Genomic DNA, 15,155 nt, shown 5'->3' on the forward strand with positions numbered 1-15,155 from the left:
CGCGCGGACTCTGCGAGTCTGCGACGATAATACGGTAGACAGGTGACTTTTTCCGCCCTACGCGGCGGAGACGAATTCTTACCATCGGTGTTACTCCCTTGCTGAATGATCTGCTTCTTCCGGGCTCATCGCGCTGCCGGTGATTCCGGCACGCACCCGTGACGCCCGCGGCAGTCGCTACCGCATTCCGAACATGCCGGGCATCGACGGCATTCCTTTCCGGCCACCCCCACCTTGCGACATTTTCTTCATCATCTTCTGCATCTCGCGGAACTGCTCGAGCAGACGATTCACTTCGCTGATTGACCGGCCACAACCACGCGCAATCCGTGCCCGGCGCGAGCCGTTGATTATCGCCGGATCCCTGCGTTCCCCGGGGGTCATCGAGAGCACGATCGCTTCGACGTGCTTCATTCGTTTTGGATCCATATTGGCCTGGCTCAGCATCTTGCTGTTGACGCCCGGCAGCATCTTCAATACGCCTTCGAGCGGGCCCATTTTTTCGATCTGGCGCATGGCCTGCAGAAAATCTGTCAGATCCATGCCCTCTTTCTTGACTTTCTTTTCGAGGCGTCTGGCTTCGGTCTCGTCGAACGCTGCCTGCGCTTTCTCGACCAGTGAAACCACATCGCCCATCTGAAGAATCCGGCCGGCCATCCGGTCCGGATGAAACTCTTCGAGCGCATCGGGCTTTTCGCCAACGCCGATATACTTGATCGGCTTCTTCAATACTCCATAAATGGACAATGCCGCGCCGCCACGCGCATCGCCGTCCATTTTCGTGAGTATGACGCCGGTGACATTCAGCGCTTCGTCAAAGCCCTGCGCAATTTTCACCGCTTCCTGCCCTGTCATGCCGTCAGCGACGAGCATGATCTCTGTCGGGCGGATGGCATCCTTGAGACGCCTCAGCTCGTCCATCATCTCTTCGTCGATCTGGAGGCGGCCGGCAGTATCGACGATCACCACGCGGTCGCGATCGCGCTTCGCCTGCTCTATGCCGGCGCGTGCAATTCGGACCACGTCCTGCGTCGTGCGGTCGGCGTACACCGGCACACCCAGTTGCGCGCCAAGGGTCTCGAGCTGGTCGATAGCGGCCGGACGGTAGACATCGGCCGCTACGAGCCGAGTCGCCCGGCCCTCGGCAAGCAGTCTGCGCGCAAGTTTGGCCGCCGTCGTGGTCTTGCCCGAACCCTGCAGCCCAACCATCATCACAACAGTTGGCGGAACCGAGCTGAGCTTCAGACCTTCACGCCGCTCGCCCAACATGGTCGCCAGCTCTTCGTGAACAATCTTGACCAGCTGCTGTGCCGGGGAAACCGCGCTGAGCGCGGTTACTCCGACGGCTTTCTTTTCAACGCGCTCGAGAAACTCGCGGGTGAGCTGAAAATTGACATCCGCTTCGAGCAGCACACGCCGCACTTCGCGGAGGCCCTCCTTGATATCGGATTCACTCAGAGTTCCGCGCCCGCGTAGACGGGCAAATGTGGCTTCGAGCTTTTCGCTCAGGTCCTCGAACATAGCCTTCTAACTTACCGGCCGGGTGTCATCCAATCAACTCACCCGGCACTTTGGCCGGCACTCCTCAGAATGGCTCGCCGGGCACGCGCGCCTTAAGTTGGACAATGATCAAGCCGCAGCGCAAAGACGACATTCTCAAGTCCGACATCCCCCCGCAGCTCCCGCTCATGGCACTTCGCTCGACGATTGTCTATCCGCTCGGCACGATTGCGGTTCAGATGGGCGCACCCGAGAATCTTGCACTCCTTCGGAGCAACGAAGGCGCTGGTCTTATCGTCGCGCTGGTTGTCTTCAAAGGCGATCATGATGACCCGATCAACCTTGAATCGTTCAAGGGCCGCGTAGGCGTAGCGGCGCGCGTTCACGAGCGAATCAACCTCCCGGGCGACACCGTCCAGATCACGCTGCAGGGTTTGCGGCGGATTGTGATCGATGAGATCACTCAGGTTGAACCGTATCCTGTCGCCAGCGCGCACGCTGCGCTCGAAACCCCGCCCGCTGCCAACGAACTCGATGAGCTGGTTGCCCGCGTAATCACTGCTGCCGAGACCCTCGCGATGCTGGTGGACCGGATTCCAGACGAGGTGCCGGCGATTCTGCGCATGAATGTGTCCGACCCCGGCCGCTTTGCAGATCTCGCCGCGACGAACATGAACTTCAAGATCGCGGACAAGGACGAAATCGTGCAGCGGCTCGACACCGGCGAACGATTGAAATTCCTGCTGGGGCGACTGGAGCGCGAGGTAGGTCGTGCCCATGTCGTCGAGGACGTCAAGCGACATACTGAAATCCAGATCGAACAGCACGAGCGCGAGTTCTATCTGCGCCAGCAGCTGCGGGCGATCCAGTCCGAGCTTGGCGAAGCTGACCCTGGTGAAAAGGAAGCAGTCGAGACGCTGAAAAAGATCGCCCTGGCAAAACTCCCGGAACGTGCCGCTCAGGAAGCAAAACGCGAAAGTGAACGCCTGCGGATGTTGTCTCCGGCATCCAGCGAGTACCAGGTAATTCGCACTTATCTCGACTGGTTGCTCACGCTTCCCTGGGTTGCTCAATCGGGCAATATCGAGATCGAGCTTGCAACGGTGGAGAAGTCGCTCGACAACCGGCACTACGGGCTGAACGAAGCGAAAGAGCGGATTATCGAGTTCCTCGCCGTTCGGAAACTCCGGGGCAACGATCCTCACGGCCCCATCCTCTGTTTCGCGGGCCCGCCGGGCACCGGTAAGACTTCGCTGGGTGAAGCGATCGCCACCGCCATCGGGCGTGAGTTCTATCGAATATCGGTTGGCGGTGTGCGAGACGAGGCAGAAATCCGCGGACATCGACGCACTTACGTGGGCGCGATGCCTGGATTGCTGATTCAGGCCCTCCGCCGCGTGGCCGTGAACGATCCCGTTTTCATGATCGATGAAATCGACAAAATGAGCGGCGGTGGATCATCGGGAAATCCGACGGCGGCGATGCTCGAGGTTCTCGACCCTTCGCAGAACGACAATTTCGTCGACCACTATCTGAACGTGCCATTTGATCTGTCCCACGTGCTGTTTATCTGCACCGCAAACAACGTCTTCGACATCCCGGCTCCGCTTCGCGACCGGATGGAGATCATCAACATCTCCGGCTACACAGTCGAGGAGAAGGTGGAGATTGCGTGGCGATACGTTCTGCCGCGGCTTCTTCTGGAGCACGGGATTACGGACAAGGACATCCAGTTCACGGACGAGATCCTGATTCACATTTCCAGCCGGTACTCACGCGAGGCCGGGCTTCGGAACTTCGAGCGCGACATCGCTTCGATACTCCGCCGGCGCGCCCGCCGGAAAGCAGAGGGCGAGGAAGGTGCATGGGTGGTCGACGTTCAGCGTGTCACTGACGTCCTCGGGAATCCGCGTTACACACTCGAAGCGGCGGAACAGGAGCCAGAGGTGGGCGCAGTGACGGGCCTTGCGTGGACAGCGACTGGGGGAGACCTGATGTCGATCGAAGCGCTGAGAATGGCCGGCACGGGAAAACTCACCGTGACAGGACAACTTGGCGCCGTGATGCGGGAGTCAGTCGACGCGGCCCATTCGTATGTAAGGTCGCGGGGCGATCTGCTGGAAATTCCCGCCGAGACTTTCAAGAACACTGATTTGCATGTGCACTTCCCTGCCGGCGCCATCCAGAAGGATGGTCCGAGCGCTGGCGCGGCGATCACGCTCGCAATCGCAAGTGTCCTTAGCCGACGGCCCGTGCGACGCGACGTTGCACTGACCGGGGAGGTGACGCTGCGGGGCAGAGTGCTGGAAATTGGCGGCGTGAAGGAAAAGATTCTTGCGGCTTACCGCGCCGGCCTGAGACAGGTCATCATGCCGGCACACAACGAGAAAGACTTGCGCGAAATCCCTGAGGAAGTGAAAGCAGCGATGGCGTTCACCTTCGTGTCCAGCATGGACGAGGTGCTCCATCTCATGCTGTTGAAAGGCTCAGCACCACTTCCCGCCGATTCGCCGCCGGCAACGGGACCGGGGAAACGGAAAAGGCTGGCAATCCGTGATACTCTGTCTGCCCGGGAGAAAAACGAAACGAGCTCCACGAGAAGGGCGTAGAAGCGCGTATGGATTTCAGCATGGAGAACGCGTGGGTACAACTCGCGGTGCACGTGTTCATCGGCACGATTGCCGGCGGCGTGACGGACACGGTCGCGGTCTGGATGCTCTTCAACCCCAAGAAAAAACGGTTCGGATTACAGGGGGCAATCCCGAAGAATCAGGCGCGAATGGCTCGCAGCCTGGGACGTACTGTCGGCGAACGGCTCCTGACGCCGGGAGATTTACAAAGCGAGCTCGGCAGGCCTGAGTTGCGGGCCGCATTCGAAATGAAGCTGGAAGAGGTGATTAACGAGATCATCGCATCGCGTGAGCCGCTGATCGACAAGGTACCGCCCGGAGTCGTGACCGCCATGGAAGGTGCGATGGGTTCATATCTTCCCACCGCGATGGGAAAACTGGGTTCATTTCTCGGGCAGCCCAATACCAGAATCAAGCTGCGGGGGGCACTGCACGGTCTGTTCAACCGGTTCGTCGAAGATCTGAAGTTCCATGAGAAAGTGCTTGCCAAGCTGATGATGTCGGAACGGAAGTTCGAGGCGGCACTCGACTCGATTGAAACCGACGGCGTCGAACAGCTCGTCGTTTTGCTGGATGATCCGATCATTCGGGAAGAGATCAGCCGCACCATTCACGATGCGTTGCTGGCGTATCTTCAGAAACCAATCGCCGAAATCATCGGCGATGTAGCATTGACCAACGATCCCGAAGCGGGCAGGCGGCTTGCGCATTCGAGCGCGCCCATGATCTGGGAGTGGATGCACGCTCAACTGCCTTCCCTCGTCGAGCGCCTCGACGTTCAGGCAATGGTCGAGCGGAAGGTCATGGCCTTCAGCACTGATCGTGTGGAAGACATCCTGCGCTCGGTAATCGACAATGAGCTCAAGCTCATTATCACTATCGGTTATGCGCTTGGAGCAGTAGTTGGCGTTTGCACTTTCTTCCTGTCCAAGCTCATTGGGCTTTGAAGCCTGGCCCGCGTCGCTGATAGTGTAGCACCTGCCCGGGCTGAGACCGCTACTGTTGCAGCTTCAATGCATTCAGGTCGATCACGGCGCTGTTCGTCCCGGCCGGAACGTCAACATAGAGAACCAACGGTCGTCCACCAATTTGGTCGGTCGTAATCTCTATCGAGCGTCCGGGAGCAGCGTATTGCTTTTTGACTGCGCCGCTAATTGCTGGCGTCTTTGTGCCAAATCGCCGGTCCACCCCCTGTCCGATCAGATCAAAGAATTCCGAGGCTTCCGCGGGAGAATCCCACACCGTCACCCACGCTATTCCCTGTCCGCCGTTCGTGTCGAAAAGTATGTAGCGGTCACCATCCCAGCCCGTCGCCCCGCGCACGGCCTCGTTCTGATCCTTGAGATGCTGGAACAGGAGCAGGCGCGTTTCAAACTCTCCAAGACTATTCTGGTAAACCGGCGATCCACCTGCCAGCGGGGGCAGCGTGACAGCAGTGGGCGCATCTCGCTTTCCGAAGAACGCGCTTGGATGAAGTATCTGCTCTGTCGACGCCGGCATGTCCTGGTACACTGACTGACCCGTGTTTCGCTCCTTGAAGTTACGGACAAATTCGGCGCCACTCAGATATGGAAAGATCAGTGTCTCCTGGATGACGACAGGCGCTGCGGCAAACACAGGCATCGAGCTCTGGTTCTCACGAATCATGTCGCGTATGCGGTCCCACCCTCCAGGCAGGTTGATCGCCACATTGGTTCCGCCAAGCATTGCGGCGACCTGTTCGTAGACGGCCTGTCCCTCGAACACTGCCTGCGCCGCTGATTGGCGATCGTTCTGCCCTTCCACCTTCTGCGTCGAGTCCAGGCTGATGTACTGGTCCTGCAGCGCATGCACGAGTTCGTGGGTGATCGTAATCCCCACAGCCTCCTTCGGTGCGTCGCTGACGATGTAAAGCACCTTGGTCTTGGGATCATAGTATCCCACGATCTGTTCCTCGAGCAGATCCACGAGGAACTTCTGCATGTTCAAGGAATCGGGAATCATCCCCAGCCGCTTGTACACAGCGGTGATTCCCGCAAGCTCGCGTGCCGCCCGCGGATCGGTCACCTGACGCGTAACGAACTCCCGCACCTGGGCCTTCGACCGCTGCTCCACGCGCGGGGGAGCCTTGAACTTAAGCCCTACCGCACCTTCTATTTTCGGAACTGCTTCCGCGACCTGCCTGCCGAATGGTCCGGAATACTCTACCGGCTTGTCGGCGCATGACGTCAGCACTCCGGCGCCGGCCAGCAGGGAAAAAACCGTCGATCCCATCCTGCGAAGGCACGCCTTTGAAACGTGCGCGACGGACTTCAGGTGCGTTTGCATATATACTGTGCCTAGAGGCCTGAATAGCGTGCGTAGGTCGAGATGAGTGAGTCGCCCCAAAGCAACGCGATCATTGCGGCAGGCGCAAGAAACACCCCAAATGGAACCAGTGGAGCAGAGAACTCGGCTTCCGTCCTTTTCGCTCGAAGCCACGCAATCGGGTAGACAATACCGAGAAAGATTAGCGCTCCGAGCAGGGCGCCGATGAATACCGTGATGAGTGCACGGTCTGGTCCCACCGCGCCGCCGACTACAGCCATCAAGGTGACGTCGCCGAACCCCATCGCTTCCTTTCCCAAGGTTACTTCACCTATCCACCCCGCTATCGCAATCGCGCCAGCTCCGACGCACGCGCCGATGAACGCACTGTACAGGCCGGCGAAAGGTGGTGCATCGCCGACAAACAGCGCGATCACGGCCGTCAACATCACCCACGCGAGACCAAATACCGTGAAGCCGTCGGGAATGAGGTAACGCTTTGCATCCGTGATTGCGATGCCGAGAAGAACTGTCGCCAGCATCGCGACGCGGAGGGCGGTGAATGTGAGCCCGTAATTCATGTAGCACGCCAGCCATATCAAACCAGCGGTCAACTCAACCAGCGGATACTGGAACGAAATCGGGCTGGCGCAACCCCGGCAACGACCTCTCAGGGCAAGCCAGCTGATGAGCGGAATATTCTCGAATGCCGTTATCTGGCGCTCGCATTTCGGGCAGCGGGAGCGGGGTGAGACTACCGACAGATCGTCCGGCCACCGCGAGATGCAGACGTTCAGAAAGGAACCGAAACATGCTCCAACCACAAAACTGTAGATCGCCCAGAGGGTATCCATTATTTCCTGAGCTGATAAAGGAAAATGCCGGTAGCGACAGCGACGTTCAGGGATTCCACTGACTTGGAGATGTCGATCGACACGAGACGGTCGACACGGTTACACACGTAAGACGACAGACCTGCGCCCTCGTTTCCGACTGCGAGCGCCAGACGACCGGGAATGGCATGGTCGCCTGTTGGGGCGCCCGTGGTATCGGCTCCCCATGTCTCCGCTCCATGCTCAGCAAGGAACGTAAATACATTCTCCGCGGTATCATGAAATGCGGGATGACGGAAGAGAGACCCCATCGCGCTACGGACGACTTTGGCGTTCCAGATATCGACGGTACCAGGTAAAGCGATGGTCGCATCGAAAGAGAAGGCGGCGGCGGTGCGCAGAACGGTGCCGACGTTTCCGGGATCCTGCAGACCATCGAGCAGCAAAATGCGAAATTCGGTACTGGTTGCCAGCGTCTCGAGACTGTATGTCGGTATTTCGGCGACTGCCAGAATTCCCTGCGGGGACTCGGTTTCGGCGGCAGAACGAAACTCCGCATCGTTCACGGGCGTGATGATGACGTTTCGTTCGGCGAGAAGTTGTAGAAGCTCAGTGCCGCGCGGCGCGTCTTTCAGTTGCGGGGCGGTCAGAACGCCAAGGATACTTACCGAAGACGAGAGGAGTTCCTCTACCGAGCGAACTCCCTCAGCTACAAAAAGGGACTGGCGCTCCCTTGATTTTCGGCGCCGAAGGTCACGAGCGAGTGTCAGCAATCTCACGCAGAACCCCAGTTCAACGGGCATGGAATAGGACTTGCTTTTCCCTCTGGGAAGCAATTTACCGCGGAGCTATAAATGAGACGAATTTTTGTGTTGTCTGCGCTGACTCTGTCAATCTCGGCGTGTGGCATTTCCCAGCAGCAGGAAGTTGAGCTCGGCACTGATTACGCAAGGCAGATCAATTCTCAGCTGCCGATAGTGAGCGATCCGGAGCTGAACCGCTACATCAATGTCCTTGGCGACCAACTGGCACGAACCACGAGCCGCGCGGACCTTGACTGGCGCTTTTACATCGTTGACAGCAGAGAGGTCAATGCGTTCGCCGTTCCCGGCGGTTTCATCTACGTCAATCGTGGTTTGATTGAACGCACCACCGAGATGTCCGAGCTGGCCGGAGTGCTCGGTCATGAAATCGGGCACGTGGTGCAGCGGCATAGCGTCGAGCAGATGGAAAAAGCACAGGGTGCAAATATCGGTGTGACGCTTGCCTGCGTTCTCACCAGTGTATGCAACAGTGATATCGCGCAGGCGGGAATCAACATCGCCGGCGGGGCGGTATTTGCGCGCTTCGGACGTCAGGCCGAGGCGGAGGCCGACGTAGACGCTGTCAACACCGTCGTTCGCTCGGGAATCCATCCGAGGGGCATCGTCACGATGTTCCAGACACTGTTGGCCGAGCGAAGAACCCGGCCCAGCGGTGTAGCGTCATGGTTTGCGACCCACCCGCTCGAGGAAGACAGAATCGCCAGTACCCAGGCGCTCATCAGCCGGGTCCCAGCCACGACGCTGAGCCGACTCAACCGGAACACGACCAACTATGATCGCTTCAAGTCCCGGCTGCGCTCGCTGCCTCCGTCACCCGCCCCTCGGCGAACGCGGTAGGTAGTTCGCTTCATTTCGATTTGAAGATGCGCAGCGGAATTCCGCTGCGCATCTTTCGCATATGAAGGTCGCGTTGACGGTCGCAGGCTCCGATTCTGGAGGAGGCGCAGGAATCCAGGCTGATCTCAAGACCTTCCATAGGTTCGGAGTGTTCGGCACGTCGGCGGTTACAGCAATCACAGCTCAGAACACAACTGGTGTTTTGCATTGGGAAGCTCTCCAGCCATCCCTTGTAAAGGCGCAGATTGACGCGGTTGCGACTGACCTCCGACCACGGTCGGTGAAAAGCGGCATGCTCGCCAACGAGGGAATCGCGCGAGCGGTCGCCGCCGCGCTCCGCGAGCATGAAATGGGCCCCTACGTGCTCGATCCGGTGATGGTCGCAACTTCAGGTGACCTGCTCGCTGACGGCGGTACCGCGGAGGCGATTCGGGCGCTGTTGCTCCCCCTGGCCGCGCTGGTAACGCCGAACTCGGATGAGGCAGCAGTGCTCGCCGGCTTTCCCGTTCAGAACTCCGACGACATGCACCGAGCCGCTGAAACGATTTTTCTTCTGGGAGCCAAGGCCGTTCTCGTAAAGGGGGGGCACATCGCGTCTGCGCGCGACGAATCAGTGGTCGACGTGTTCTATGACGGTGCTTTCGAGGTCTTCACACATGCACGACTTGCCACCACCAGCACACACGGCACGGGTTGTACGCTTTCGGCTGCAGTCGCCGCCCAGCTTGCCTGCGGCACCGAGCTGAGGACTTCAGTCAGAGTTGCAATTGACTATGTGCACTCCGCGATCGCGTCGGCGCCAGGGCTCGGTGCCGGCAATGGCCCACTCAATCACTTCGCGGGCGGAAGTCTCCCAACGAACGCCGTCACCAGCGCCTGAAAGCATTCCGCCGCGCGGGCTGTTACTTCAAGCACGTCCGAATGCAGTACAGGACCCTCGGATAATCCCGATGCGGCGTTGGCGATGCAGCTAACGCCCACCGCACGCATGCCAAGCGCCCGCGCAACGATGATCTCCGGCACTGTCGACATGCCGACCGCATCGGCCCCAAGCCGCTCGAGCATTCTCACTTCCGCACGGGTTTCGTATGACGGGCCGGCGAGCCATGCATACACTCCCTCCTTGACGACGATACCCAGCGTATCCGCGCAGGATTGCAACACCGAGCGAAGCATCATGTCGTAGGGAGCACTCATGTCCGGAAAGCGCTCGTCGCCGTCCTCTACGTGTCCAGTCAGCGGATTGCTCCACGCAAGATTAAGATGATCTTCGATGATCATCAGGTCGCCCGTAACCAGGTCGCGCCTGATTCCGCCGGCGGCGTTCGACGCGAAATAGGTGCGGGCGCCAAGCGCATGCATCATTCGTATGGGAAATGCAGCGACCTGCGGCGCGTGGCCCTCGTACATGTGAAACCGTCCTGCAAGGGCGACGACCTGCCTTCCCGCGAGCGTCCCCGCTACCAGTGTTCCGGCATGGCCAACCACTGTGGCACTGGGGAACCCTGGAATTTCCGCAAACGGAATGTGAACGGAGTTTTCGATCTGGTCCGCGAGTCCTCCAAGACCAGACCCAAGTGTGATCGCAATTTCGGGTACCGCTGGGCCAATGCGGTCCCGTATCGCATCCGCTGACTCGCGGGCTGCCTCAAATCCGTATCGCCTGGTCACGATTCGTTACCCGCCATCGACATCAGCTCCGCAGACACGGATTCCAGCAGCTCCATTCGCTGCTCCCACGGAAGGAAGGCGCTCTCGAAACTGTTCAGGGCCAACGTCGAGAGCTCATCCAGCGTGAAATCGAGGTGACGCGCGGCAAACGCAAACTCGTCGGTAAGGGTCGTCCCGCTCATAAGGCGATTGTCGGTGTTGAGGGCGACGTTCAATCCGCGGTTGAAATATTCCCGCAGTGGATGAGTTTCGTACGATGACGCTGCGTGCGTCTGAACGTTGCTCGTCAGGCAGATCTCGAGTCCGATCCGGCGGTCGTTCACATATTGTGTCAGCTCGGCATCCTCAATGAGGCGGGTTGCATGGCCAATACGGTGAGCGCCACATGAGTGCACCGCGCCGCGCACCGAGTCGGCCCCGTCGCCCTCGCCCGCATGCACAGTCACGGCGAGATGATGCTCCCTTGCATATGCGAACGCGGCGCCATGCGCGGCGGCCGGAAATCCTGCCTCGCCGCCGGCAAGATCGAAAGCAACGACACCCCGGTCTTTGTATGAAACCGCCAGACGCGCCATCTCCAGCGAAGTCGCAGGCGGCAGCTGGCGAAGCGAGCACACAATGGAACGGCAGACTATTCCGAAATCGCGTTCCGCCCGCTGGAGGCCCCGGATCTGTGCCTCCAGTGCCTCGTCAATCGAAAGCGCACCGCGGCTGTTGAGAATCGGCGCGTTACGAACCTCGATGTATCTGACACCGTCTCTCCAGGCATCTTCACCCAGCTCGTAGGCAATGCGCTCGATCGCCTCGGCCGATTGCATCACCGATACTGTCACCTCGAATCTCTGCAGGTAATCCTCGAGGGAGCGAGCATCGCTCACGAGCATATAGTCCCGCAATTCCTCCTCGGATTGGCGCGGCATTCTGACGCCGTATTCGCGGCCCAGCTCGAGGAGGGTCGCCGGTCGTACCGATCCGTCGAGATGGCAGTGAAGCTCCGCTTTTGGCAGGCGTCGCAGTAGTTCGGATGTCAGCATGCACGATGATATCGCATCGCTGCCGAAAGTTGAACCACCTGGACAGGCCGGTTAAGCGTCCTTCATGCGAACAGCAACAACCCTTAGTATCGCGCCACCGTGGAGTGCAACGTCCGGTTCGACTGGCAGGCCCCGGCTATCCGTCACCATTCGCGTCCCCTCGATCACTGCCTGCGCGAGATCGTTGCTCGCAGCCCTGACGGCATCGATTACCGTGGCTGCCGGCGGGACATCGAAGGGAACGGAATCGACGTACACGCGAATGCCCGAATCCGTCATTGACGGATGACAATGCGCGCTTCGACGGGCGGTTGTATTGGCGAACGCAAAGTTGCCAGATAACCGGTTAATGCCTCCAGATCAGTGATGCCGATTGGCGTCGACCGAATCGCGTCTTTCATGGAGCACAGATCGTCAGTGCTTGTTGCAATGAAGTCGTTGACGATCACAGTGTAGACGGCGTTGGCTGCCAGCGTTCGACCCGCCGGCAACGCCAGCGATACGATTTTCTGGCCAATTGCACCCGCCGGATTGAATCCGATTGTGATTCCGCTCACATGCACCCTCGGCTGCTCGCGCGTCATTATCCGTTCCAGGCAACTGCGAAGATTCGAACCGCGCATGCTGAGTCGGTACAGGGTATTTCCAAATGGCTGAACTTCATACAAGGAGCCGTACGTTGCGATGCCGTCGCGGAGTCCGGCCCGGATACCGCCGTTGTTCATGATCGCGACGTCGCCCTTTCCCGCCCATCGTTGCGCGTCGGCGATGATGTTCCCAAGAGGATACTGGCTGCCCTCCCGGCTCAGGCCCGAGGCAAACCGGGCGATTGGCCGGTTGACGAGCGCAGCCACGCGCCGCGACGCAAGCCGGACGAGCGAGTCGATGCCAGGCTCCGGAATCGTGCCTGTCGTTACCACGTCTCTCACCTCCCCATATGCCCCGAGTGCCCCCGACGCTCGCTGCAGCGGAATGTCGATTACGCCGATTGAGCGGCCGCTGGATCTGGCTTGCACGATGGGAACGCCTTTGACGTTCACGTCGATCACGCTATGCGAGTGACCGCTGACGATGGCGTCAATTTTCTCGGTGAGCCGGCCCGCAATGTCAATGATCTCGCCGCGACACGGTGCCACCCCATCCGGTGCGCAAAACCCGCCGTCGTGCGCAACGACGATCACCATATCCGCTCCCCGCTCGCGCAGTGACCGTGCCCGCGCGTTTACGACTGGAACCGGATCGTCGAACCGGAGGTTGAGGACGTTGGCCGCCCTGGTTGTTGTCGGAGTGAGGCGCGTCGCGATGCCAATCACACCGATTTTCAGTGCACCACGAACCACGAGGGTATCGTCGCGGATCCACGGTACGTCGCGACCATCCTTGAATCTGACGTTCGCACCCAGGATGGCGAACCGTGCCTCCTTCATCCGCGCTCGCAACGAGTCAACGCCCCAGTCGAACTCGTGGTTGCCTAGCGCGGCAGCGGCGTATCCCAGCCGGTTGTAGTACTCCACCACCGGACGGCCAAACGCGAAATTCGATGCCGGGGTGCCCTGAAACATGTCGCCCCCGTCGAGCAGGAGGGTTTCACATTCCGGTGCGCACTCGGCGATTGTCTTCTTAATGACAGCGGCAACGTAAGCAGCGCCACCCCGCATGACACCATTTGCATCCGGGCGCGGCTCGAGCGCACCGTGAAAATCATTTGTGGCAATGACGCGCAATCGCGGAGTGCCGGCCGGCAGCGGCCCGCCCTGGGATTCACCGCCCGCCGGGGACAGCGCGGCACCCGGGTAAATCAACGACCAGTTCTGCGAGAAATAGATGGCCGGCCGCATATCGCGCTGCTTCGTGACTTCGTCGATGAGCAGCTGGCGAATCTCCAGCTGCTTGTCGTATACGACGGCCGCCCCGCGCAGCATCGAGAAACCGCCACCGCCAGTCTGCCTGTAATTGTTGAGCGCCATCGTGAAACTGTCACTCGGCGCCACTGGCCTGCCTTTTATCGACAAGGTGGTTATACGGGACCCAATCGGACGCGCGAGGTCGATGGTGTAGTCCACCCCGGAGACGATATCGAAATTGTATCCCGGAATCTCAGGGTCGGGGACGGGCACAGCCTGCGGGCCAGTAGTAGCCCCTTTGTAGTATCTCGCGCTGAACTCCAGATAATCACGCAGCTGCTGTCCGTTTATGCGCACGGCGCGGAGCGTATTGTCGTAAGGGTAAAGCCGCGCCATTTCGGCGACCGTGATAGAGCCGGTGTCGAGCGATGCATCGGTGGAAAAGGCTGCCGTCGACGCCAGATCGGCGCCTGCTGTCTTCCGCATGACCTCCAGCATGAAATCGATAAGCGGGGTGTCACGAAGTCGCGACGAGTCTGCGCGCCACGCCACGCGCGTAGATCCGATGACAGTGTTGGCGTACGCGACTGTCGCCTTGTGCGCGGCAGCCGAAACGTCGATGACTGTCTGACTTTCGGCACGGGCCGCCGATTGTATCGTTTCACCTTGGGCCGAGGCGACTTTCCACCCATTTCCTTCGCGCGCAAGCTGCAGATGTGCAACGCCTACACTCATCGCCCAGTTACGCGGCTGCACAAGAAGTGTCGACCCGATTTTCAGATTCTTCTGTTCACGGTGTGAATGACCGTAGACGATCAGATCGATTCCGGGAATTTCGGCTGCCACCCGCCCCGCTACGTTTTCGCTTGGGAGTCCAGACGCCACCGTATCGTAGCTCGACGGGCCATCGAGCCCGGCGTGCATTGTCACCATAATGATGTCGGCTCCGGCAACGCGGGCTCCCTGAACCGCCTGGCGAACTGCAGGCACTATATCGCCCACAGTGATTCTGCCTTTGACGTTTTCCGCGTCCCAGACCATCACTCCCGGAGTGGTGGCGCCGATGATGCCGATCTTGACGCCACGCCGCTCGACAATCGTCCACGCGCGGAAAGCATGCGCCCCATTCGGCCGATAGGTATTGGCCGACAGCAACGCGAACCGCGCCTGCGCGACTGCCCGTTGCAGATACGGAACGCCATAGTTGTATTCATGATTTCCAATAGCGGCAGCGTCATACCGCATGGCATTCATCGCCGAGATTATCGGATTGAGGGAGTCCGCGAACTGCTTTCGCGAAACGTCGGCAAAGGGGTTGCCTTGCAACAGGTCGCCCGCATCGACCAGCACCACGCGACCAGGGTTTGAGGCCCGAACAGAGTCCACCACTGTTGCGGCGCGGGTGAGCCCTCTGCCCGCCGCGGGCGCGTTCGCATAGTAATCCCAGCCGCGAATGTGGCCATGAACATCGGTGGTGCTCAGAACCAGCAGTTCGAACCCGGACGCTCCTCCTCGAGATCCGCCGGTGCTCGAAGCGGGCGGGACGGTAGCGGCGCACGATGCTGACACGAACGCCACTGCAAGAACGGCGAATGCTTTCATGGTTCCTGAGGTCGCTGGGATTGGCGGTCGGGCAGGCGAACTCTCAAGCTAGCGAAGTGTTTGCTGCGCCGTCAGCGGACGCTTTCGTCACACG

General features: G+C 59.8%; 12 protein-coding genes. 4 read left to right on the forward strand and 8 right to left on the reverse strand.

Annotated features, from left to right (window positions below; genetic code table 11):
• Positions 1–177 precede the first annotated feature (177 nt).
• A complete protein-coding gene (gene ffh, locus WKF55_14065; GenBank protein MEJ7760706.1) occupies positions 178–1,521 on the reverse strand; it encodes a signal recognition particle protein in 1,344 nt (447 codons plus the stop codon).
• A gap of 104 nt (positions 1,522–1,625) precedes the next feature.
• On the opposite strand from ffh, the gene lon reads away from it, so the two are divergent.
• Positions 1,626–4,109, forward strand: a complete 2,484-nt coding sequence (lon, locus tag WKF55_14070; GenBank protein MEJ7760707.1) for an endopeptidase La — start codon at positions 1,626–1,628, stop codon at positions 4,107–4,109.
• Between the two features lie 8 nt (positions 4,110–4,117).
• Positions 4,118–5,077 (forward strand): DUF445 family protein, encoded by a 960-nt coding sequence (locus tag WKF55_14075; GenBank protein ID MEJ7760708.1) that lies wholly within the window; start codon positions 4,118–4,120, stop codon positions 5,075–5,077.
• A gap of 49 nt (positions 5,078–5,126) precedes the next feature.
• On the opposite strand, the gene WKF55_14080 is transcribed toward WKF55_14075, so the two are convergent.
• The 3 genes from WKF55_14080 to WKF55_14090 are packed head-to-tail and all read right to left on the reverse strand — an operon-like array spanning position 5,127 to position 8,028.
• The gene (locus WKF55_14080; GenBank protein MEJ7760709.1) at positions 5,127–6,437 is read right to left on the reverse strand and encodes a hypothetical protein; all 1,311 of its coding nucleotides are present in this window, start codon (positions 6,435–6,437) and stop codon (positions 5,127–5,129) included.
• Positions 6,438–6,448: 11 nt separating this feature from the next.
• Positions 6,449–7,270: a prepilin peptidase gene (locus tag WKF55_14085; protein MEJ7760710.1), complete on the reverse strand. Its 822-nt coding sequence runs from the start codon at positions 7,268–7,270 to the stop codon at positions 6,449–6,451.
• Positions 7,270–8,028, reverse strand: a complete 759-nt coding sequence (locus tag WKF55_14090; GenBank protein ID MEJ7760711.1) for an RNA methyltransferase — start codon at positions 8,026–8,028, stop codon at positions 7,270–7,272. Before WKF55_14090 ends, WKF55_14085 begins: the two co-directional genes overlap by 1 nt.
• Before the next feature lie 75 nt (positions 8,029–8,103).
• Between WKF55_14090 and WKF55_14095 the strand changes: the two genes are divergently transcribed.
• Together WKF55_14095 and thiD are read left to right on the forward strand one after the other, a co-directional pair.
• Entirely contained in the window at positions 8,104–8,910 is an 807-nt protein-coding gene (locus WKF55_14095) for a M48 family metallopeptidase (protein MEJ7760712.1), read from the forward strand.
• A 61-nt stretch (positions 8,911–8,971) separates the two neighbouring features.
• Positions 8,972–9,790 carry a bifunctional hydroxymethylpyrimidine kinase/phosphomethylpyrimidine kinase gene (gene thiD / locus WKF55_14100; protein MEJ7760713.1) on the forward strand — a complete coding sequence of 273 codons (819 nt, stop codon included), beginning with the start codon at positions 8,972–8,974 and terminating at the stop codon, positions 9,788–9,790.
• Here the strand turns inward: thiD and WKF55_14105 are convergent.
• The 4 genes from WKF55_14105 to WKF55_14120 are packed head-to-tail and all read right to left on the reverse strand — an operon-like array spanning position 9,742 to position 15,061.
• Positions 9,742–10,581: a purine-nucleoside phosphorylase gene (locus WKF55_14105; protein ID MEJ7760714.1), complete on the reverse strand. Its 840-nt coding sequence runs from the start codon at positions 10,579–10,581 to the stop codon at positions 9,742–9,744. The genes thiD and WKF55_14105 overlap by 49 nt on opposite strands.
• A complete protein-coding gene (gene add / locus WKF55_14110) occupies positions 10,578–11,615 on the reverse strand; it encodes an adenosine deaminase (GenBank protein MEJ7760715.1) in 1,038 nt (345 codons plus the stop codon). Before add ends, WKF55_14105 begins: the two co-directional genes overlap by 4 nt.
• Positions 11,616–11,666: 51 nt before the next feature.
• On the reverse strand, positions 11,667–11,894 hold the full coding sequence (locus tag WKF55_14115; protein MEJ7760716.1) for a hypothetical protein: 228 nt from the start codon (positions 11,892–11,894) through the stop codon (positions 11,667–11,669).
• Positions 11,891–15,061, reverse strand: coding sequence for a 5'-nucleotidase C-terminal domain-containing protein (locus tag WKF55_14120; protein ID MEJ7760717.1), 3,171 nt, complete (start codon positions 15,059–15,061; stop codon positions 11,891–11,893). Before WKF55_14120 ends, WKF55_14115 begins: the two co-directional genes overlap by 4 nt.
• Positions 15,062–15,155 lie beyond the last annotated feature (94 nt).

This window comes from Gemmatimonadaceae bacterium, assembly GCA_037721215.1.
In the GTDB taxonomy this organism is placed as follows: Bacteria; Gemmatimonadota; Gemmatimonadetes; order Gemmatimonadales; family Gemmatimonadaceae; genus UBA4720.